This is a genomic window from Drancourtella sp. An57 (assembly GCF_002161525.1).
In the GTDB taxonomy this organism is placed as follows: domain Bacteria; phylum Bacillota; class Clostridia; order Lachnospirales; family Lachnospiraceae; genus Sellimonas; species Sellimonas catena.
Map to the genome: position 1 here is coordinate 67417 of NZ_NFHY01000009.1, position 22310 is coordinate 89726.

A 22310-nucleotide genomic window follows, 5' to 3' on the forward strand; every position below is an offset into this window, starting at 1 on the left:
ATAGCATTATTGGTACATCAATAATTAGTTATTGATCAGTTTGTCGTCTTCAGCCCAGCTGTAGAGTTTTCTTAATTCTGCTCCAACTACTTCTGATTCATGCTGAGCGCCTTTTGCTCTCATAGCGTGGAAGTGCGGTGCACCGATCTTGTTTTCTAACAGCCAGTCTTTTGCGAATGTTCCGTCCTGGATGTCTGAGAGGATCTTCTTCATTGCTTTCTTTGTATCTTCTGTGATGATCTTTGGTCCTGTGATGTAATCACCGTATTCTGCTGTATTGGAGATAGAGTATCTCATTCCTGCGAAACCGCTCTGATAGATCAGGTCAACGATCAGTTTCATCTCATGGATACATTCAAAGTATGCATTTTCTGCCGGATATCCTGCTTCAACAAGAGTTTCAAATCCAGCCTGCATCAGTGCAGATACACCGCCGCAGAGAACTGCCTGCTCACCGAAAAGGTCTGTCTCTGTCTCAATCTGGAATGTACTTGTCAGAAGACCTGCTCTTGCACATCCGATTGCTGCACCATAGGCAAGTGCCAGATCCAGTGCTCTTCCGGATGCATCCTGCTCTACACATACGAGAGCCGGAACGCCCTGTCCGTCTACATATGTACTTCTTACTGTATGTCCAGGCGCTTTCGGAGCAATCATAGTTACGTCCACGCCTGCCGGTGGTTTGATCTGTCCAAAGTGGATTGCGAATCCATGAGCGAACATCAGCATCTTACCTTCTGTCAGGTTCGGTTCGATGTCTTTTTTGTACATATCAGCCTGTAACTCGTCGTTGATCAGGATCATGATAATATCAGCCCATTTTGCAGCCTCCTGGTTTGTCATGACTTTGAGTCCCTGTGCCTCTGCTTTTGCTTTGGACCTGCTTCCTTCGTAAAGTCCGACTACAACATCACATCCGGATTCTTTTAAGTTCAGGGCATGTGCATGTCCCTGGCTTCCATATCCGATGATGGCAATCTTTTTTCCCTCCAGCAATGCTAAATTACAGTCTTCCTGATAATAGATTTTTGGTTTGTTCATTGTTACTCTACCTCCTGATTTTCTGATATAATCGTCAAAGGGATCATCCCTTCAGCTGCTGATTAGTCCAGACCGTTTTCCTCGGCCCGTTTTCTCAGAATCTCCTCTGCATCCGCAATATCTTTATTTCCTCTGGAAAGTCCGGTGATTCCGGTCCGCGCAAGTTCTAGAATCTCGTAGCCGTCAAGCAGATTCAAAAACGCGTCCAGTTTAGACTGTGCTCCGGTAAGCTCTATAATCAGAGATTCTTTCTCCACATCGATGATCTTCGCACGGAACACATCCGCGATCGCGATAATACCCGGCCGAAGCGTCGCATCTGCCTTGATCTTTACAAGAATAAGCTCTCTGTAAACCGCTTCCTCATCATTGAGAAGCTTAATCTCCAGTACATCTTCCAGCTTCCGAACCTGCTTTTCGATCTGAGAGAGAATCCTCTCATCCCCGCTTGCCACAACCGTGATCCTTGTAAAACGCGGATCCGCTGTCACACCTGCCGTAATGCTGTCAATACTGAACCCTCTTCTGCTGAAAAGTCCTGCAATACGGCTCAGCACTCCCGGTGTATTATCCACCAATAAAGAATAAACCTGCTTTCTCATACAACCTACCTCTACTTTCTTTTCTAAAAACAGAGTGCGTTCTGTTTTTTTATTGTAACAATGAATCATCCTTTTGTCAAGTAAAGCATTAAATCTTTTTTCTTTTCTGTTTCTTACTGTGCGTTCTGTTCTGCAATCCGCTCGGCCAGATCGTTGAGATAGACCCACCGTTCCATTTTTTCTTCCAGTTCTTTTTCTGTTTTATCTTTTTCCCGGGTCAATTCTGTCAGTTTCATAGAATTGGTGGCATTCGCCATCATATCCTGATCCAGTTTTTCAAGCTTTGCTTCCAGAGATGATATTTCATCATCAATCCCCTCATACTCTTTCTGCTCTTTGTAAGTAAATTTCAGTTTTGCCTGACGGGGCTTCTTCCAGTCTCCCGCTTCGTTTTTCCTTGATTTCTCCGCCTCTTCCGTCTCTTTTCTCTGTTCACCTCTGGCATTCAGATAATCGGTGTATCCTCCTTCGTACTGTGTTACATCCCCGTTTCCGTCCAGTTCGAAAATCCGGTCCACAACATTATCGAGGAAATAGCGGTCATGGGATACGGCCACGACAATCCCCTCAAAAGAATTCAGATAATCTTCCAGAATGGTCACCGTTGCAATATCCAGATCATTGGACGGTTCATCAAGCAGAAGGACATTCGCTCCCTGCATCAGAACACTCAGAAGATAAAGGCGGCGTTTTTCTCCTCCGGACAGTTTTTCCACCGGCGTGTACTGCATCTCCGGCGTGAAAAGGAATCGCTCCAGCATTGCCGATGCGCTGATCTTTCCTTCTTCCGTCTGGACATATTCTCCGAAGTCCTTGATATAATCGATCACCCGGACACTGTTATCCATATCCGGCACTTCCTGGGCGAAATAACCGATCCGGATCGTCTCCCCGATTTCAATCTCTCCCTCATCCGGAGCAATCTGCCCCGCCATCATTTTCAGCAGTGTGGACTTTCCGCAGCCGTTCGGTCCGATAATGCCAAGCCTCTGGTCTCTCAGAACAATGTAGTCCAGATCCCGGATCAGGTTCCTCTCCCCATATCCTTTTGAAATATGGTGAAGTTCGATGGTTTTCTTTCCCATCCTGGTACTGATCTTTGCAACATCCACACTCTTTTCCGCCTCCGGCACTTTCCCGTTTTTCAGTGCCTCCAGCCGTTCCAGTCTCGCTCTCTGCTTTGTACTTCTTGCACGGCATCCCCGCTTTGCCCATTCCAGCTCCATACGGAGCACACTTTTACGCTTTCTCTCAGATGCAAGTTCCATCTCTTCTCTTTGGGCTTTCAGTTCCAGAAATCCGGAATAACCGGCCTCATATCCATAGATTTTTCCATTATCCACTTCCAGAATCCGGTTCGTCACACGGTCCAGAAAATAACGGTCATGGGTTACCATCAGTACAACACCCCGGTAATTTCTCAGGTAGTCTTCCAGCCAGATAATCATTCCCTCATCCAGATGGTTGGTCGGCTCGTCCAGAAGCAGAATATCCACATCTTCGGCCAGCACTTTCGCCAGCGCCACCTTTCGCCTCTGTCCGCCGGAAAGGTCTGCCATCTTTGCCGTATAGTCCAGAATTCCAAGCTTCGTCAGATTGCTCTGCACCTTCCAGTCCGTATCCGGATTTCCGTCCAGTGCATATCCGGCAATATCCGAATCCGCGCAAAACACCGGATTCTGCAGAAGATAGGCAGCCTTTTTCCCATTCTGCCGGATAATCTGTCCTTCATCCGGCTCCTCCTCTCCGGCAATCATCTTCAGAAGGGTGGATTTTCCGGTACCGTTAATTCCGACAATCCCTATTTTGTCTCCTTCCTGTACCCCAAAAGAGGCATCTTCAAAAAGAAACTTATCGCCAAATCGTTTTGTAATGTGTTCTATATTTATGATATTCATCTCTTTGCTGCTCCTGTCTTCTTCGATTTCATTCTTTCTGTATCCGATCATACTACCAGATATGATAAGGGATTTTTCCATTTGCGTCAATGCACGGAAAAAGACTGCTGTTGAAATCGCACAGCAGTCTTTATTCTTTAATAGCCAAGTTTGGGAAGAATATTTTTCGGTTCATCATAAATCAGCAGATCTGCTTTTTCATCCATCAGCGTCTCTTCATTGTGAATCAAAACGATCTTGCTTCCCTCAAAGCATTTAATATAGTTATGGAATACTTCCGAACTAAGCGACGTGCCCAGCAGAAGCAGTACATCACTCTTTTCAATCTCTTCCAGTGTTCTGGAAAGCTTTTCGCTGTCAAGCATCTCTCCAAAAAACGACACATCCGGACGGATCACGCCTCCGCACACTTCACAGTACGGAACTTTCTTTGCCTGTCTGATATAATCAACAGAATATGTTTTTCCGCATCTCTGGCAATGATTGTGATAAATACTTCCATGAAGATTGATCACGTTTTTACATCCGCTCCGTTCACTTAACTCATAGATATTGCTTGAAATAATACATTTCAGCTTTCCTGCCCGCTCCATTGCCGCAAGAGCATAGGTAGATGCCGACGGCTCCAGATCTGCAAGAATCTCGTGTTTATAAAAATCGTAAAACATTTCTGTCCGTGTATTAAAAAAGGCGTCCGTGTAAAGGTATTCCGGAGATCGTCCGTACCTTTCCTCAATCCGGTAAGCACGTTCCTGCTCCTTGAGCGGATAAATTCCGCACTCTTCCATCATCCCGGAACCGCATAATGCGACAATATACTGTCCTCTGTCGATAATCTCCCTCAATGTGTCCAGCTTGTTTAACTCCTGCATGGCAATCCTCTCCTTTTGGACTCTGCCCTTTTTCAAGGGCCGAAACCCTTTTTATTTATTATACTATGCAGGTTTTCCGTGTACAAGGGACATCTTTTGTGTTGTGCTATATTTTTTATTTATCCCAGATCCGGTGTATCCATGAGACAGATTGTCTCAACCGCTTTTCCGTCCGTCTCAAACAGAATAATTTCATTGGTTCCTTCTCTCAACAGCGGTCCCGGAATATAAAGACGTCTCTGCGGGCCGGCCTCCCAGAATCTTCCGATGTTTTTACCATTTACAAACACGCATCCTTTTCCGAATCCGGTCACGTCAAGGAACGTATCTCCCGTCTCCCTGGCATCAAATGTAAATTTGTAGAATGCAGGCATCCCTTCTTCATAATCTCTTGCGAAATCCACCTTTGAGATGTCCTCAAGCGGAAGCGGATACATATCCCATCCCATATGGAACGTTCCATTGACCAGAACCCCATGGGTAATTCCTTTTTTCTGTAATTCAATTTCCGGTCCGTAATTGACTCTTCCCATATTTTCCATCAGAATATCAAGATTTCCCTGCTCATTTTCCAGTTCAAATCCAGTCGTTCTGTCCATCTCATAATCATTACGGATATCTACCTGTTTTCCATCCGCAAAGAGAATTGCACGGTCTGCTCCGCCACGGATTTCGCAGGAACGAATCTCTTTTCCTCTGGTAATTGTACTTCTGTAGAGAACATAGCCATAATTTTGTCCAAGTTCCTCCATGGACAACGGCATGGCCTCTCTGACCGGGGTGCTTAATGTATCCAGCGTATCAAAAAGTCCTGCTTTTTCCTGTACCTGCAATGTTCCATATGATTTTCTTGTAATTGGAGTTGTAAACTCCACTTCCGGAATCTCACGGAATTTGGAAATCACTTTCTGGAATTCCAGATACTTCTCTGTAATCTGGCCATCCTCGCTTAATGGAGCATCGTAATCGTAGGATGTCACATCCGGAAGAAGCTTTCCATCATAATTAGAACCATTCATAAACCCAAAGTTTGTTCCACCATGGAACATGTAGAAGTTCACATGTCCCCGATTCAGCATATCTTCCAGGGATTTTCTATGGTCCTCAAGACCTACAACTTTATGTTCTCCCTGTCCCCAGTGATCGAACCAGCCATCCCAGAATTCCATACACATCAGCGGCTGATTTCCAATGACACTTTCCAACTCGTCAAATCTCTCCGAACCTTTGGAACCGAAATTTGCAGTCTGCCAGACATCTTCAACACCTCCGTCAGCCAGCATATGATCATCTGTGCCATCCGAAGTCACAAATGGTATTTCAATGCCTCGGTCTACCATCATTGTTTTCAATGCGTTCAGATATTCTTTATCATTTCCATAAGAACCATATTCGTTCTCGATCTGAAGCATCAGTACTGGACCGCCCTTTGTGAACTGATACGGCACAATCATCGGAATCAGTTTGTCATAATAACGCTCTACGCAGTCCAGATATACTTTGTTATTGCAGCGAAGCCGGATTCCCGGTTTCGTTAAAAGCCATGCCGGGAATCCGCCGAACTCCCACTCTGCGCAGATATACGGAGATGGTCTTAAAATCACATATAACCCCAGCTCCTGTGCCAGTTCCATGAATCTGCAAAGATCATATTCTCCTTCAAAGTGAAACTCCCCTTCGTACGGCTCGTGGACATTCCACGCCACATAGGTTTCCACCGTATTACAGCCCATGGCCTTTAATTTTTCCAAACGGTCTCTCCAGTATTCCGGAACTACCCGGAAATAATGGATACTTCCTGAAATGATCTGCAGTTTTTCTCCGTTTACATAAATCTCATCTTTTATTTCTATTCTGTTCTCCATTTTTAATCTCCTGCTTAAATTTGTTTCCGGGTTTCTCTTTATGAAAAGAAAGAAGCATCCCCGTTTGATGCTTCTTTCTTTTTCCCTTTTATCCTTTCTGTCACTATGCCATATATTCTTCCAGAAGTGTCATGTCGACCGAATCACTGTCATGAATGATCAGCTTGACAGATTTGGATAAATCCATACTAAGGATCCCCAAAAAGGATTTCGCATCAATCGTGGCTCTCCCCTGAACCAGATCGAAATCCCCCTCCAGTTTTCTCAGAACTCCATTCAGTCCTTTTGCTTTCTCCACTGAACCAATATTCACATATACCTCTCTCATTGTTTTTCTCCTGCCTTATGTGCATATTTTTCTTATCAGACAGCTCCTTATTATACTCGTTTTTCCACGATTTTGAAAGCCTTTTTTTGAAAAATTCACATTTGATTTTTCTCAGGAAAGCCAGGCTTTTCTCAGGATTTCCACTGCTTCTTTAATCTGGTCTTCTTCCATATTGGCATAACCGAGAAGCACAGAAGCCTGGTTTTTTCTGGTCCCCTGTGTATCGTAGGAGGAAAGACCGTAGACCGCCACTTTTTCCTCCCTTGCAAGCCGGATCAGTTCCTCTTCCGACCGTCCGTCCTCAAATGTCAAAAGCAGGTGGACACCGGCATGTTCTCCGGAAATCCTGCATTTTCCTGCAAATGGTTTCAGACAGTTCAGGAAGGTATCGTGCCTTCCTTTATAAAGTGCCCGCATCCGGTTGAGGTGACGCTCGTAATGACCGTCTTCGATAAACTTCTGCAGAATCATCTGATCCACTCTGGATACGGTCGGATTGATAAACCGGCAAGCCGCCTGATAAACTTTCATCAGGCTTTCCGGAAGTACCATGTAACTCATACGGATAGCCGGAGCGATGGATTTGGAAAAAGTGCCGAGATAGATCACCTTCTCCGACGCATCGTAACCTTTCAGCGCCGGGATCGGTTTTCCTTTATAACGGAATTCACTGTCGTAATCATCCTCGATCAGATAACGCCCTTCTTTTTCATCTGCCCATGCCAGGAGCTCCATTCTCCGCCTGATCGGCATAACAATTCCAAGGGGATACTGGTGGGACGGCATGACATAGGCAATATCCGCATCCGTCTCCTGAAGGATACTGGCTTCCATTCCGTATTTGTCCATATCCACGGTACATACCGGATATCCGAGCCGCTCAAACATCCGGTATGCCTGTCGGTAAGTCGGATTTTCGAACGCCACTTTATGATTATGTCCAAGAATCGTATGGAGCAGAAGAAGCATATAGTCGTTCCCTGCCCCGATGATGATCTGTTCCGGCGTACAGTTGACCCCCCGCGCCTGGTAAAGATAGGAGGCGACGACTCTTCTCAGTCCATATTCCCCCTGCGGATCTCCCATCCGGAACAGCTCGGACTTATCCTCCCCCAGCACATCTTTCGAGAGCTTTCTCCACACCTGATACGGGAAACGCTTCAGATCTACCCCGTGCGGAGAAAAGTCATACAGGATATCTTTTTTCTTCTCCTGCTGTCCTCCGGCAACTGTCTTTTTCGGTTTTAGCCGGTACAGTTCCTTAACATCCAGCACAAATGTCCCTTTGTACGGTACCGATTCGATATAACCTTCCGATACAAGCTGTTCATAGGCAAGTTCCACCGTACTTCTGCTGACTTCCAGATAGCCGGCCAGAGAACGGGTAGAAGGGAGTTTTTCCCCTGCGGAAATCCTCCCTTTCTGTATGTCATTTTTTATATACTGATAAATCTGTTCATAAAGAGGAACCGCACTGTGCGGTTCCAGATTCATTGTCAATTCATTCATTTTTATTTTTTCGGAAGTTTAAAGGAGCTCTTGAGTGATACGATTCTGTTAAATACCAGTGCATCCGGTCTGGAATCTTTGGAATCCACACAGAAGTATCCCTGGCGTACGAACTGGAAGCTGTCGTATGCCTTTGCATCCTGGAAATTCGGCTCTACATAGCACTCTCTTACTTCCAGAGAATTCGGATTCAGGTTCAAAGACCCGTCCTCCTTATTGTATACGCCTTTCTCCTCATCAATCAGGTTTTCATAAAGACGTACGGTTGCTTTCACTGCTGTCGGCGCTGCCACCCAGTGAATCGTTCCTTTGACTTTCCGGCCGGTAAATCCGGTGCCGCATTTTGTCTCCGGATCATAGGTGCAGTGTACGACTGTCACATTGCCGTTTTCATCCTTTTCGCATCCGGTACATTTTACAAAATACGCATTCATCAGGCGCACTTCGTTGCCCGGGAACAAACGGAAGTATTTCTTCGGAGGCTCTTCCATGAAATCTTCTCTCTCGATATAAAGCTCTCTGCCAAACGGTACCATACGTTTTCCAAGTGCTTCATTTTCCAGATTGTTATCTGCCTCGAGATATTCCACTTCTCCTTCCGGATAGTTGTCAATCACAAGTTTGATCGGATCCAGTACTGCCATCATTCTTGGGCGTTTCAGCTTCAGATCCTCACGGATGCAGTACTCAAGCATCGCGTAGTCTACAGAGCTCTGTGCTTTGGAAACCCCGCACAGCTCTACAAACATCCGGATAGATTCCGGCGTAAATCCTCTTCTTCTGAGGGCAGCGATTGACACCAGTCTCGGGTCATCCCAGCCATCGACGATCTTTTCTTCTACCAGCTTTTTAATGTAACGCTTTCCGGTCACGACATTGGTCAGATAAAGCTTTGCAAACTCAATCTGTCTCGGGCCGTGATCAAACTCGCACTCTCTGACTACCCAGTCATAAAGCGGGCGGTGATCCTCAAACTCCAGTGTACAGATGGAATGTGTGATCTTCTCAACCGCATCCTCAATCGGGTGCGCAAAATCGTACATCGGATAGATGCACCATTTGTCTCCTGTATTGTGGTGAGTCATATGCGCCACGCGGTACAGGATCGGATCTCTCATATTGATATTCGGGGATGCCATGTCTATCCTGGCACGGAGTACCTTTTCTCCATCTTTGTAAACGCCATTCTTCATATTTTCAAATAATTCCAGGTTCTCTTCTACAGAACGGTTCCGGTACGGACTCTCCTTGCCAGGCTCTGTCAAAGTTCCTCTGTATTCTCTGATCTCATCCGGAGTCAGATCACAGACATATGCTTTTCCCTTTTTAATCAGCTTTACCGCACACTCATACATCACATCAAAATAATCGGATGCAAAGTAAAGATGATCGCCCCAGTCCGCGCCGAGCCACTGGATATCTTCCTTAATAGAATCTACGAACTCCATACGCTCTTTTGTCGGGTTCGTATCATCAAAACGCATGTGGAATTCCCCATTGTATTTCTGTGCGAGACCATAATTCAGAAGGATTGACTTTGCATGTCCGATATGCAGATATCCATTCGGTTCCGGCGGAAAACGCGTACAGACATGATCGTACACTCCTTCTCTCAAATCTTTTTCTATTTCCTGCTCAATAAAATTCCTGGATTCAGTTGCTGTTGTCTCCATAAAGCCCTCCTCATAGGTTTGGTTTTATTCATAACTTTTATGTTACCATAAAACACCTGCAACCACAAGCCAAAACCGCAAACGAGCGGCATCAAACTATTCCGGATAGACTGCGTATTTCATCACACCGTCTTCATGGTTTTCGAAGATCCGGTATGCCTTTTCGATCTCGGAAAGTGTGCATGTGTGGGTAATCAAAGGTCTGGCATCCAGTCTTCCCTCCCGGATCAGTTCCAGAATCTCTTTGCATTTGCATGCGTCTACCCCTCCGGATTTCCAGATCAGATTTTTCCCGTACATATCCGGGAGCGGAAGTGTCTGTGGTTCTTCGTACATGGCTTCCAGCCCGATCACTGCATTGGGACGTGCCAGTCTCCATGCCATCTCAAAGGTGTTGGTGCCTCCTGCCGCCTCTACGACAGCATCGGCCCCGCGTCCGTCTGTCAACGCCCGGATCTCCCGTTCCAGAAGATCCATATCGTCCGGTGTAAATGTCAGATCCGCCATCTTGTATTTTTCCGCGAAGGCAAGGCGTTCTTTCATACAGTCAATGGCAATAATCTGTTTGGGCTCATACAGTCTTGCGCAGAGCATCGTGCAAAGTCCCGCAGGTCCTGCCCCGATAACCACGACCGTATCTCCTTTCCGGATCTCCACCATCTGTGCCGCCCAGTATCCGGTGGAAAGAAGATCCCCGGTGAACAGCGCCTCCTCGTCAGACACCTCATCCGGTATCCTGGTAAGCCCCTGATCTGCAAATGGAATCCTTGCGTACTCCGCCTGTCCTCCGTCGATCCGGCATCCAAGCGACCATCCACCCTCCGGATCAGTACAGTTATTCACATATCCTCTTTTGCAGAAAAAGCATTCTCCGCAGAATGTCTCTACATTGACCGCCACCCGGTCTCCAACGGAAACGCTTCTGACTGCAGGTCCGGTCTCCTCCACAATGCCGACAAATTCATGTCCCAGAGTCACACCCGGCACCGCCTTTGGAACCGCACCATGCAGGATGTGAATATCACTGGAACAGATCGTTGAAAGGGTCACCCGGATGACAGCATCCGTTGGCTTCTGGATGACCGGGCGCGGCTTCTGAAGAAGCGCGGCTCTTCCCTCTCCCTGATAAACCATTGCTTTCAACGTAAACGCCTCCTTTTCCCTGATACTATATTATTCACTGATTCTAATTATATCATTTCTCCGGAAGAGTCTCAAATCTCCTCTTGCTTTTTTTCGGTTCCTTCTTTATACTGAGAATATCTATTCAGGACTTCTTTTTTCTGTTGTCCTACCGGGAAACTATAATTTCCCGCAGAAAATCCCGGCCCTTCGGCCAAATTTATCACGTTTCACATAACCAACAGGAATATTAGGGAAAACGAAGAGAATCGCTTGATTTTCATTGTATTTTTTTGCATTCATTGATAAAATCAGTTTAAGAAGCAGTCTGTCCGTTTTTTCTGTATTCCACTCAAGAAAGGAGACATTTATGACAGAAATTACGCAAAAGAACAATGGCAGTTCGACAGACATGCAAAAAGAGCAAAACATCAATTTCTCAGATGCACAAATTACCAATAAAAAGGTGAAAGATAATGGTGCAAAACTGATTTTCGGCAATCCCATTTTATGTGCACAATTTTTGCGGGGATATACGAATATTGAACTTCTAAAAGACGTTCAGCCGGAAGATATTACAGATATTTCCGAGCGTTTTATTTCTATGTGGCATGAAGAGCGAGATTCTGATTCAATTAAAGAAATCCATTTGAAAGATTGTCCTGAATCCGAGTCTATTTTTTTAATTACACTGATTGAGCATCAGTCCAAAGTAGATCACGATATGTCTTTTCGAATCTTGAGATATATCGTTCTGATTCTCACAGATTATGCGCAACGGATGGAAAAACAGCATTCTGGCATCACTTCTTCCAACGGATTTCAGTATCCCCCTATTATTCCAATTGTTTTCTACGATGGTCCCGGAAATTGGACAGCTTCCACAAACTTTCATAATCGTACAGCTCTTTCTGACATTCTCGGAAAATATATTCCTTGCTTTGAGTACTGCATTGTTCCTTTATCTCAGTACTCCAACCAGGATCTGATTGCCAAAAAAGATGAACTGTCCTTGGTAATGCTGATTGATAAATTAAGAAGTGCAGCTGATTTCCGGCAATTACAGGAAGTGCCAGATGGTTATTTGGAAGAGATTAGCCGTAATTCTCCTGACTCGCTTTTACAGTTGATTGCTAAAATTATCTCTGTCCTTCTACACCGTCTTAATGTTCCGAAAGAAGAAATTGTTGCTTTTGCAGATCAGATCGAACGGAGGGATTTTGCAATGCTGTTTGAAAATTTTGAAGCTTATGACGTTCAGGAAACACGGCGTATCAGCAAAAATGAGGGAATATGTTTAGGAAAAGCTCAAATTGTTCTTTCATTTCTGGCAGATCTTGGGGATGTCACTGAGCCTCTGAAAGAGCGGATTCTTTCTGAAAAAGACCCTGAGCTTTTAACCGTCTGGAGCAAAGTTGCTGCCAAAGCGGCTTCTATCGATGAGTTTATTTCTCAATGTATTCCAAATATAAATGAATAGTTTACGTGTGCGGACATAAAAATGAAAAAACTCCTGATTTCTCAGGAGTTTTTTAAGCTGCCTAGCGGACTTGAACCGCCGACCTCCGCCTTACCAAGGCGACGCTCTACCGACTGAGCCAAGGCAGCATATTTAACACGCTCATTTACTATATCGTAAATTATCAGAAATGTCAAGAGGAAATTTTAAACCTTCCGGTACAGCTTCTTTTCGTGCTGTACCGGAAGGTTTTCTGTTTATGACAATTCCAGTTTTCCTGTATAAAGCTGGTAGTATGTCCCTTTCTGTTTGATCAGATCTTCGTGATTGCCCCGTTCGATAATGCGTCCGTGTTCCAGAACCATGATAGCATCGCTGTTCCGGATCGTGGAAAGCCGATGGGCAATGACAAATACCGTACGTCCTTTCATCAGGTTATCCATACCTTTCTGTACGATGCTTTCCGTACGGGTATCAATGCTGGATGTTGCTTCGTCCAGAATCAGTACCGGCGGATTGGATACAGCTGCCCTCGCGATTGCAAGAAGCTGTCTCTGCCCCTGGGAAAGTTCTTCTCCGTCACCGCTTAACATGGTCTGATAACCATTCGGAAGCATATTGATAAACTGATCCGCGTGGGCAAGTTTTGCTGCCTCGTATACATCCTCGTCCGTTGCATCCAGTCTTCCGTACCGGATATTTTCCATGATTGTTCCGGTAAACAGATGGGTATCCTGCAATACAATTCCAAGAGAACGTCTCAGATCGTACTTTTTGATCTTGTTGATATTGATGCCATCGTAACGGATCTTACCATCCTGCACATCGTAGAACCGGTTGATCAGGTTTGTGATGGTCGTCTTTCCGGCTCCGGTGGAACCTACAAACGCAATCTTCTGTCCTGGTTTTGCGTAGAGTGTCAGATCGTGGAGCACCATCTTTTCATCCGTATACCCGAATGTCATATCGTAGAACCGTACATCCCCCTTCAGTTCCGTGTAGGTCACGGTACCATCCGCCTGATGCGGATGCTTCCATGCCCACATACCAGTTCTCTCTTTGCACTCGATCATATTGCCGTCTGCATCCTTGCGGACATTGACCAGTGTCACATATCCTTCGTCCACTTCCGGCTCTTCATCCATCATCGCGAAGATCCGCTCCGCGCCGGCAAGCGCCATGACAATGGAGTTAAACTGCTGTGCCACCTGCATGAACGGCTGGGTAAAGCTCTTTGTAAACTGAAGGTAGGAAGCCATAACACCAAGGGTGATGCCACCCACTCCCATGACGGACAGGAATCCTCCAAGTACCGCCGTAAGTACAAACTGCAGGTTTCCAATGTTTCCGATAATCGGTCCCATCATGTTTGCAAAGGTATTTGCGTTTGCAGCACTGTCATAAAGTTTCTCATTCAACTCATCAAACTCTTCTTCCGATACGCGCTCATGGTTGAAAATCTTGATGACACGCTGTCCGTTCATCCTCTCTTCCACAAACCCGGTAATATTTGCGATGGCAATCTGCTGTTTCAGGAAATATTTTCCACTGTTTCCTCCGATCGTCTTTGCGACAAAGATGAGCAGGAAGATCATAATAACAGCCAGAACCGTCAGAATCGGGCTCAGCGCCACCATGGAAATAAACGTAACCACGATGGTAATGGAAGACATCAGCACCTGCGGGATGGACTGGTTAATCATCTGACGCAGGGTATCCGTATCATTGGTGTAAAGACTCATGATGGAGCCGTTGGTATTCTGGTCAAAATAGCGGATCGGAAGTTTCTGCATATGTTCAAACATATCATCTCTGACCTGTTTTAATACACCCTGCCCGATCGTTACCATCAGTCTTGTGTAAACAAATGTAGAAATCACTCCGGCCAGGAAGATGGTTCCAAGTACTCCAAGCGCCATGTAAAGCTCTGAGAAATCCGGCGACTCCTGCCCGATCAGCGGGATAATAAAGTCATCCAGCAGAAATTTCAGTGACAGAGATACCGAAATAGACGCAATGGAACTGATAATGATACAGATAAATACTGCAAAAAACTGTACTTTAAAGCGGCTGGTCACATAGCCGAGCAGTCGTTTTGCCGTCTTTAAGGTCCCTTTGGAAACACGTACCTTTTCGTCATTCTTATTCATCTTCCTCACCTCCCTTTACCTGCGATTCGTAAACTTCCCGATAAATCGCATTTGTCTTTAAAAGCTCTTCAGATGTGCCGATTCCGTTGATCTTACCATCATCCATGACGATAATCAGGTCTGCATCCTCAACAGAAGAGACTCTCTGCGCGATAATGATCTTTGTTGTGTCCGGAATTTCTTCCCGGAATGCCTTTCGAATCATGGCATCCGTCTTCGTATCCACCGCACTTGTGGAATCGTCCAGGATCAGAATCTTTGGTTTTTTCAGAAGGGCTCTCGCGATACAAAGTCTCTGCTTCTGTCCGCCGGAAACATTGTTTCCTCCCTGAACAATCATCGTATTGTAGCCAGCCGGGAATTCCTGCACAAAGGTGTCTGCCTGGGCAAGCTTACATACTCTCTGCACTTCTTCATCAGATGCGTTTTCATCACCCCAGCGGATATTGTCGTAAATTGTTCCGGTAAAAAGCACATTTTTCTGAAGCACCATGGATACCTGGTCACGCAGTGCTTCCAGGTTGTATTCTCTGACATCAATACCCCCGACTTTAACACATCCCTTTGTCACATCGTAAAGTCTTGGTATCAGCTGCACAAACGTAGATTTGGAACTTCCGGTACCGCCGATAATTCCAATTGTCTGTCCGGATTTGATGTGAATATCGACATCTTTCAGGGAAAGATTTCCACCTTCCCCGGCATAGCTGAAATCCACATGTTCAAAATCGATGGATCCGTCCGGAACGACCTTAACAGCATCCTCTTTATCCTGCATCTCCGGCACTTCATCCAGTACCTCCGCAATACGGTCACTGGAAGCCTCCGCAATCATAATCATAACGAAAACAAAAGATACCATCATCAAGGAAGAAAGAATCTGAAGTGCATAGACAATAACGCTTGTCAGCTCTCCTGTTTCCATCGTTTCAAATACAATATCCTTTCCTCCAATCAGCACCATGCAAAGTACAACCGCATATACAAAAAACTGCATGGTCGGAGAGTTCCAGGCCACGATTTTCTCTGCCTTTGTAAACAGATCGTAGACAGTCTGAGATACTTTATGGAATTTCTTGATTTCGTAGTCTTCTCTTACGTATGCCTTTACCACTCTGGCCGCATTGACATTTTCCTGTACCTCGTTGTTCAGAACATCGTATTCATCAAATACTTTGATAAAATGAGGATGGGCCTTCTTGGCAATGAAAATCAGTGTCCCTCCCAGCAGCGGGATTACAATAAGGAACAGGAGCGCGATTTTTACATTGATCGTCAGTGTCATGATCCATGACAGAACGATCATAATCGGTGCTCTTGCAAGCAGACGGATGCTCATCATATACGCCATCTGCACATTGGTAACATCTGTCGTCATACGTGTTACAAGGCTGGATGTGGAAAAGTGGTCAATGTTTTTAAAGGAAAACTCCTGAACCTTGTAAAAAATATCATGCCGCAGGTTTTTCGCATATCCCGCTCCGGCTCTTGCCGCATAGGTACCGGCCTTTACTCCGAACCAGAGAGCAAGCATGGCCATAACGACCAGAAGGACGCCCATCTTAATAATGTAGGGAAGATTGCCGTCCTGAATTCCGATATCGATAATGTTTGCCATCAGAAGCGGGATCAATACTTCCATCAACACTTCCAGAATGACAAAAAACGGTGCGAGAACGGATTCTTTTTTATATTCCCTGATTGATTTAAAAAGCTTTCTGTTCATCTCTACCTCCTGAAGTTATTCATTTGATCTGTTCTTCTTCCGAAAGATTGCAGATCATTTTCCGCAGAACACGAAGACACACTTCCAGGTCCTCTTTCGGAATCCCTCCGGTCAGCTTCTTTTCCATCTCCTGAATATTTACCAGAATATCCATCCTGAGTTTCTCTGCCTTTTCCGTAGGGATAATCTGTTTGAGCCTTGCATCCCTCGCAACACTTTTGCGGTAAATAAATCCGTTTTTTTCCATCAGCTGCAAAATCCCGCTTGCGGTAGATCTTCTGATGCGGAACTCCTCTTCGATATCCCGCTGGTACAGATCCCGCTCCATCGTCTCAAACAGAATAAAGGTCAGGACATGCTTCTGCATCGGCGTCAGCCCCATCTCCACTTCCGGCATCGTTCCCCGCCTTTTCAGCTGATGGGACAGCATATGGATGATTCTCCCGACGTGATGCTCCTGTGCCTTACGTAACTCTTGGTCCATCGTTTCCACTCCTATGATTTGTTCGTTTCCTAACAGTAGGATTATAAGGTTTTTTTCTTGACCTGTCAACATTTTTTCAATTGTTATTTATATAACAGAAAAACCGCCAAAACACTCGCATTTTTCAATGAATATTTTGGCGGTTTTCACTGTTTTACAATATAATCAGAGCAGGTCCTCTGCTTTTGTTTTAATTCTCTGCAGGGCATTGTCCACCGTCTTCGGCTTCTTTCCCAGAAGCCCTGCAATCGTTTTATAATCGGTTCCAAGCAGATGCAGGTACAACACCCTCTTTTCCAGATCACTCAGACGTCCCTCCAGATCTTTCATGAAAGAATCCTCGGATTCCTTGTGAATCACCAGATCCTCCGGATTATTGTTGGATGAAGTATTCTGGAGACCGATCAGCTCGGATTCCTTTTCCTCGGAAATCTCCTGTTTATCATAGAGAGAAACATAGGAATTCAGCGGCAGATGTTTCTTCCTCCTCGATGCCCGGATCGCTGAATACAGCTGTCTTGTCACACAGATCATTGCGAAGGTTTCAAAGGAAGCCTCCTGCTCCGGATCGTAATCCTGCACCGCTTTAAACAAACCGATCATTCCCTCCTGAATCAGGTCATCACTGTCCCCGCCCAAAAGGAACATCGCCCGCGCTTTTTTCTTAACCACGGGCTTATACTTTTCCAGAAGGAAATCCATAATCTCGGCTTCTCCGCTTCGAAGGCTCTGGATCAGCTCTTCATCTGTTCTGGTTTCATAATCAGCCATCTTTCTGCCGCTCCTTTACCTTGTCCTCTGGCGAACAATCTCGTAAGCCAGTACGCCGGCCGCCACAGATGCGTTGAGAGAATCAATCTCTCCTTTCATAGGAATTGACGCAGTGAAATCACATGCTTCCTTTACGAGTCTGGAAACTCCCTCTCCTTCGTTCCCGATCACAAGCCCGATCGGCCCTTTGAGATCGACATCGTACATCACATCGCCTCCCATGTCGGCACAGACAAACCAGAGTCCCCGTTCCTTTAATTCTTCCATTGTTTTCACCAGATTGGTCACCTTTGCAACCGGAGTATAGTTTAACGCCCCTGCCGATGTTTTTGCGACTGTCGCGGTCAATCCTGCCGCCCGGCGTTTCGGAATGATCACCCCGTGGGCACCCGCCAGATTGGCCGTCCGGATAATGGCTCCCAGATTGTGCGGATCCTCGATATTATCCAGAAGGATCAGGAACGGATCCTCCCCCTTCTTCTTCGCAAGGTTGAACATATCCTCAATATCCGAGTATTCATACGCGGCTGTTACTGCAATAACGCCCTGATGCTTTTTTGTTCCCGAGAGCTGGTCAAGCCGCTCTTTTGTAACAAAGTTTAAAATCGTATCGTGCTTTTTTGCTTCCCGTACGATGGTCCGCACCGGTCCGTCCTGACATCCGTCCAGAACGTACAGCTTATCCACCGGTTTCCCGGAGCGGAATGCTTCCAGCACCGCATTTCTTCCTTCAATCATCGATTCATTTCTATTCTTCTGGTCTTTCATCCTTCTCCTCTGCTTCCTCCAGCCCGACAAGGCCGGTTTTGATCAGATCAACGATCCGTCTGTAGTTTTTTTTCAGATAAAGATATCCGATCAGCGCTTCAAATCCTGTTGCCCGTCTATAGTCCGTGATGGACTGATTCTTCGCCGGGGAAACGGATTTTGCGTTTCTCCCTCTCCGGTAAACCGCATGTTCCTCTTCCGTCAGATGTTCCTGCATCACCCTCATCATGGCAGACTGTGCAGATGCCTGCACAAGCCTGCTCGTCTCTTTCTGCATAACATTCACCGGGCGGTTTCCCTTTCTGATAATCAGCGATTTGATCACCAGGTCATAGACACAGTCCCCGATAAAGGCAAGGGACAAAGGGGAATAACTTCTGATATCATGTTCCTCTGTCTGAAAGACTTCACACAGATACGAATCCAGTTCCATCGTTATACTCTCTTCCATTGTACTCCTTCTCTTGTGTCCTTTAAGACAATTCCTTTTTCCAGAAGCTCATCCCTGATCTCATCAGCACGTTTGAAATTCTTTTCCTTCCTTGCCTTTGTTCTCTCCTCGATCAGAGCCTCGATGTCCGCATCCAGCATTTCCTCTTCTTTGTCCACAATCAGTCCGAGGATATCGCAAAGACGCACAATCAGATCAAAAAGTGCCTTTGCGTACTCTTTGGAGCTTTCTCCGTCTGCTGTTGTGTTGGCAAATTTTACAAGTTCAAAGATAGCAGTGATGGCATCGGCTGTATTGAAGTCATCTTCCATAGCGTCTTCAAATTCTTTGATGAACTCTGCAGTCTTTGCCGCGTTTTCTTTCTCTACATCTGTCATCCGCTCTGTCTGTGCTGTTTCCATCAGGTGTTTCAGCTGGTCTGCAGCATTGGTAATACGCTCCAGACTGTTCTTTGCTGCTTCCATCAGCTCCGCGCTGAAATTCAGCGGGCTTCTGTAATGCGCGCTCAGCATAAAGAACCGGAATACCTGCAGGTCATATTTCTCCCCGATCTCCCGTACAGTGCGGAAGTTTCCGAGAGATTTTGACATCTTCTTATTATCAATATTTAAAAATCCATTGTGCATCCAGTAACGCGCAAATTCCTTGCCGTTGCATGCCTCGGACTGTGCTATCTCATTTTCATGATGCGGGAAAATAAGATCTTCGCCGCCGGCATGAATGTCAATCTGCTCGCCCAGATATTTTCTGGACATTTCCGAGCATTCGATGTGCCATCCCGGACGTCCTTTGCTCCACGGTGCATCCCAGAACGGCTCGCCGTCTTTTTTCGGCTTCCAGAGTACGAAATCCAGAGGATCTTCCTTTTCGTCCTGGCCGGATACGAGAAGCTCTCTTCCGCCGGACTGCAGGTCATCCAGATTTTTATGGGACAGCTTTCCATAGTCTTTGAAACTTCTTGTACGGAAGTAAACGGTTCCGTTCTTCTCATAGGCATGCCCCTTTTCAATCAGTTCCCGGATCATCTCGATCATTCCGCCGATCTCCTGGGTCGCCAGCGGATTTGCGGTAGCCGGCTTGATGTTGAGGTCTTCCATATCCTTTTTGCACTCCGCAATATAGCGTGCCGCGATCTCATCTGCCGTCACGCCCTCTTCCAGTGCTTTTTTAATGATCTTATCATCTACGTCTGTAAAGTTGGAAACAAAATTCACTTCATATCCTTTGTATTCAAAATAGCGGCGTACCGTATCAAAGACAATCATCGGTCTTGCATTTCCAATATGAATAAAATTATAAACGGTCGGGCCGCATACATACATCTTTACCTTTCCCTCTTCCAGAGGCACGAATTCTTCCTTTTTTCGTGTCATCGTATTGTACAGTTTCATCTGTCATTCTCCTCCTTTTCTTTTTTTGCAGAGTCTTACGGAGCATTTCTATCGCACAGGAAAATTTTTCCGGCACATAAAAAGAAAAACTTCGTCCCTGATAACATCCAAGAGACGAAGTTGATCCGCGGTTCCACTCTATTAAAAAGGGCAGATGCCCTTTCCACTCATCTGTGCAGGTAACGACTGCCTACGTGATCTGCTACTTTTCCTTCGCAGCCCCGGCTCCCGGACGCACTTCACATATCCGTTCTTTCGGAGGGCTCTCAGCCGGCGGCCTTCCTTCTCTGTAAAGTATGCATATGCTACTCTTTCCGTTCTCTGCCTTTTTCTATCCTTCTGTTGTTATAGTGTATGGGATAACTCTCATTTTGTCAACTCCCATTTCTATACAATCTCATTCAAAAATACCGGTGGTGCGGGTTGGGTGCCCTTCAGAAGCACTCGCATCTGCGGGCCCATGTTTTCATAGACTTCCCGCTCCTCTTTACGCTCTGACCGGTAGCCAAACAATACCGTCACAAGTTCCCCCGGAGAAACCGTTTCCGCCTCTTTGGAGGCTTTGGTTTTCCGGACAGATAAAGTCTGTCCCTCCTGTCCCCGGATCTCCCAGTATCCGGTATTTTCCGGAATCAGTCCATCTTCTATATGAAGCCGGATCTCAAAATTGCTCCGGGCAAGGAACCGTTCCAGAAAGTGCTGAAGATGGACGATCCGGACCATGATCACCGGAACTTCCTTTTCTTCGGCTCCTTCCAGTTCTTCTTTAAGCCATGCCGCATCCTCCGGGCGGGCCCCTGAAATCTGGACGGTTTTTACCGGTTCCTCATTCAGAAACGCGAGGATCTGCTCCCAGTCTTCTTTTTTCTGGAACAGCGGCTCCCGAAGCTCTGCCTTTCCTTCATAACATCCATAAACGACAAATCCGGTCGGTTTTCCGTCCTTTTCCGTAAGCAGGATTCCTCCGCCTTCGCTCTGCTGTTCTTTTAAGATCGTCCTATAGTAACGTTCTGTCCGGACAGCGCGGATGAAAGGCATCTGTCCCAGCAGCTCTTCTGCAAGGCAAGCAAGTGCCTGACAGTCCGATTCCCCGGCGTACCGCACCTGACATCCTGCCAAAGTCCCATCTTGTCCTTTTTCTCCGGATGGTTTTCCCTCTATCCGGCACTGGCGGTAGACAAACCGGAATCCATGCGGATAATAAATTCCCTCCGCAGCCGGCATCAAATAAGTGAACGGCTCTCCTGCCTGATACATGTCTTTGGCAGACATTTGCAAAAGCCGCGTCATATACCCCCGGCCCCGGTATTCCTTCTTTGTTGCCACCGCTATAATGTAGTGGAGCAGGGATGTTTTCCCAAAAAAATGCACCGGATATGGATTAAGCTGCAGCATGGAGACGGGTTGGTCCTCTTCTTCTATGATATAGATGGAATTCTCCGCCGTTTTCACCTGATAATAATAATCAAGAAACGCCTCGTCGTCCTCCGTAAAAATCTCTTCCCAGAGCGATCGGGTCATTCTGTGCTCCTCTTGTTTCAGCTTTCTTATTTTCATTCCATCACCCGGTCATCCGACACACCGTGACATACAGGGCATCCCCGGCATCCGCCTTCCTGCCACGTCACGTCATAGCTGAAATTCGTTGCCTTTTCAATGCAGCAGACTGCCTGGGCGGAAATTCCCTCTCCGCTTCCGGTAAATCCAAGACCTTCTTCCGTAGTTGCCTTGATGTTGACCTGATCCACATCAATGGCAAGCGTCCTTGCAATATTTTCCCGCATGGCATCAATATGCGGACGCATCTTTGGCCGCTGCGCAATGATTGTTGCATCGATATTTTCAATCACATATAAGTGTTCATCAAGAAGCTCTCCAACCTGTTCCAGAAGTTTCAGGCTGGATGCTCCTTTGTATGTTTCGTCTGTATCCGGAAAGTGAAGACCGATATCTCCAAGGGCCGCGGCGCCGAGAAGCGCATCCATGACCGCATGCAAAAGCACGTCCGCGTCCGAATGACCCAAAAGCCCCTTTTCATATGGAATCTTCACCCCTCCGATAATCAAGTCTCTTCCTTCTGTCAATTTATGGACATCATATCCCATTCCTACTCTCAATAAGACTCCTCCTTTCCTTTTCACGTTCATCTGTCCTGTATTGTACTCTTTTCCATCTTATTTTAACATATTCTTCCCAAAAA

General features: G+C 46.1%; 20 protein-coding genes, 1 tRNA gene and 1 other annotated feature. Of the genes, 1 reads left to right on the plus strand and 20 read right to left on the minus strand.

What is annotated here, in order from left to right; translation table 11 throughout:
- Nucleotides 1-24: 24 nt before the first annotated feature.
- The 10 genes from ilvC to B5G11_RS16885 all read right to left on the minus strand — a co-directional run bounded on the left by ilvC (nt 25) and on the right by B5G11_RS16885 (nt 11213).
- Nucleotides 25-1041: a ketol-acid reductoisomerase gene (gene ilvC / locus B5G11_RS08915; protein WP_087252935.1), complete on the minus strand. Its 1017-nt coding sequence runs from the start codon at nt 1039-1041 to the stop codon at nt 25-27.
- Nucleotides 1042-1103: 62 nt separating this feature from the next.
- A complete protein-coding gene (gene ilvN / locus B5G11_RS08920) occupies nt 1104-1643 on the minus strand; it encodes an acetolactate synthase small subunit (protein ID WP_087167346.1) in 540 nt (179 codons plus the stop codon).
- A gap of 113 nt (nt 1644-1756) precedes the next feature.
- On the minus strand, nt 1757-3541 hold the full coding sequence (locus tag B5G11_RS08925) for an ABC-F family ATP-binding cassette domain-containing protein (protein ID WP_087253083.1): 1785 nt from the start codon (nt 3539-3541) through the stop codon (nt 1757-1759).
- A gap of 137 nt (nt 3542-3678) precedes the next feature.
- Nucleotides 3679-4413 (minus strand): Sir2 family NAD-dependent protein deacetylase, encoded by a 735-nt coding sequence (locus tag B5G11_RS08930; RefSeq protein WP_087252937.1) that lies wholly within the window; start codon nt 4411-4413, stop codon nt 3679-3681.
- A gap of 119 nt (nt 4414-4532) precedes the next feature.
- Nucleotides 4533-6278 (minus strand): beta-galactosidase family protein, encoded by a 1746-nt coding sequence (locus tag B5G11_RS08935; protein ID WP_087252939.1) that lies wholly within the window; start codon nt 6276-6278, stop codon nt 4533-4535.
- Nucleotides 6279-6381: 103 nt separating this feature from the next.
- The gene (locus tag B5G11_RS08940; RefSeq protein ID WP_087167349.1) at nt 6382-6606 is read right to left on the minus strand and encodes a hypothetical protein; all 225 of its coding nucleotides are present in this window, start codon (nt 6604-6606) and stop codon (nt 6382-6384) included.
- 111 nt (nt 6607-6717) lie between these two features.
- Nucleotides 6718-8115: a PLP-dependent aminotransferase family protein gene (locus B5G11_RS08945; protein WP_087252941.1), complete on the minus strand. Its 1398-nt coding sequence runs from the start codon at nt 8113-8115 to the stop codon at nt 6718-6720.
- A gap of 2 nt (nt 8116-8117) precedes the next feature.
- On the minus strand, nt 8118-9788 hold the full coding sequence (locus B5G11_RS08950) for a glutamine--tRNA ligase/YqeY domain fusion protein (protein ID WP_087252944.1): 1671 nt from the start codon (nt 9786-9788) through the stop codon (nt 8118-8120).
- Between the two features lie 96 nt (nt 9789-9884).
- Nucleotides 9885-10922 carry an alcohol dehydrogenase gene (locus tag B5G11_RS08955; RefSeq protein WP_087253085.1) on the minus strand — a complete coding sequence of 346 codons (1038 nt, stop codon included), beginning with the start codon at nt 10920-10922 and terminating at the stop codon, nt 9885-9887.
- A gap of 168 nt (nt 10923-11090) precedes the next feature.
- The gene (locus B5G11_RS16885) at nt 11091-11213 is read right to left on the minus strand and encodes a hypothetical protein (RefSeq protein ID WP_255396412.1); all 123 of its coding nucleotides are present in this window, start codon (nt 11211-11213) and stop codon (nt 11091-11093) included.
- A gap of 67 nt (nt 11214-11280) precedes the next feature.
- Between B5G11_RS16885 and B5G11_RS08960 the strand changes: the two genes are divergently transcribed.
- Nucleotides 11281-12390 carry an Rpn family recombination-promoting nuclease/putative transposase gene (locus B5G11_RS08960; protein WP_087252947.1) on the plus strand — a complete coding sequence of 370 codons (1110 nt, stop codon included), beginning with the start codon at nt 11281-11283 and terminating at the stop codon, nt 12388-12390.
- Between the two features lie 55 nt (nt 12391-12445).
- On the opposite strand, the gene B5G11_RS08965 is transcribed toward B5G11_RS08960, so the two are convergent.
- The 10 genes from B5G11_RS08965 to ispF all read right to left on the minus strand — a co-directional run bounded on the left by B5G11_RS08965 (nt 12446) and on the right by ispF (nt 22227).
- Nucleotides 12446-12518, minus strand: a tRNA-Thr gene (locus tag B5G11_RS08965).
- A gap of 108 nt (nt 12519-12626) precedes the next feature.
- A complete protein-coding gene (locus B5G11_RS08970; protein ID WP_087252949.1) occupies nt 12627-14519 on the minus strand; it encodes an ABC transporter ATP-binding protein in 1893 nt (630 codons plus the stop codon).
- A complete protein-coding gene (locus tag B5G11_RS08975; RefSeq protein WP_087252951.1) occupies nt 14512-16245 on the minus strand; it encodes an ABC transporter ATP-binding protein in 1734 nt (577 codons plus the stop codon). Before B5G11_RS08975 ends, B5G11_RS08970 begins: the two co-directional genes overlap by 8 nt.
- Before the next feature lie 19 nt (nt 16246-16264).
- Nucleotides 16265-16729: a MarR family winged helix-turn-helix transcriptional regulator gene (locus B5G11_RS08980; RefSeq protein WP_087252954.1), complete on the minus strand. Its 465-nt coding sequence runs from the start codon at nt 16727-16729 to the stop codon at nt 16265-16267.
- A 165-nt stretch (nt 16730-16894) separates the two neighbouring features.
- Nucleotides 16895-17500 (minus strand): sigma-70 family RNA polymerase sigma factor, encoded by a 606-nt coding sequence (locus tag B5G11_RS08985; RefSeq protein ID WP_087252956.1) that lies wholly within the window; start codon nt 17498-17500, stop codon nt 16895-16897.
- Nucleotides 17501-17515: 15 nt separating this feature from the next.
- Nucleotides 17516-18268 (minus strand): 23S rRNA (guanosine(2251)-2'-O)-methyltransferase RlmB, encoded by a 753-nt coding sequence (gene rlmB / locus B5G11_RS08990; protein ID WP_087252959.1) that lies wholly within the window; start codon nt 18266-18268, stop codon nt 17516-17518.
- Nucleotides 18249-18719 (minus strand): ribonuclease III domain-containing protein, encoded by a 471-nt coding sequence (locus B5G11_RS08995; RefSeq protein ID WP_087167357.1) that lies wholly within the window; start codon nt 18717-18719, stop codon nt 18249-18251. Before B5G11_RS08995 ends, rlmB begins: the two co-directional genes overlap by 20 nt.
- Nucleotides 18704-20110: a cysteine--tRNA ligase gene (gene cysS / locus B5G11_RS09000; RefSeq protein WP_087252961.1), complete on the minus strand. Its 1407-nt coding sequence runs from the start codon at nt 20108-20110 to the stop codon at nt 18704-18706. The genes B5G11_RS08995 and cysS overlap by 16 nt, the downstream gene beginning before the upstream one ends.
- A gap of 107 nt (nt 20111-20217) precedes the next feature.
- Nucleotides 20218-20441 (minus strand) — a binding site (T-box leader).
- A 56-nt stretch (nt 20442-20497) separates the two neighbouring features.
- Entirely contained in the window at nt 20498-21667 is a 1170-nt protein-coding gene (locus B5G11_RS09005; protein WP_087252963.1) for a GNAT family N-acetyltransferase, read from the minus strand.
- On the minus strand, nt 21664-22227 hold the full coding sequence (gene ispF / locus B5G11_RS09010) for a 2-C-methyl-D-erythritol 2,4-cyclodiphosphate synthase (protein WP_087252965.1): 564 nt from the start codon (nt 22225-22227) through the stop codon (nt 21664-21666). The genes B5G11_RS09005 and ispF overlap by 4 nt, the downstream gene beginning before the upstream one ends.
- Nucleotides 22228-22310 lie beyond the last annotated feature (83 nt).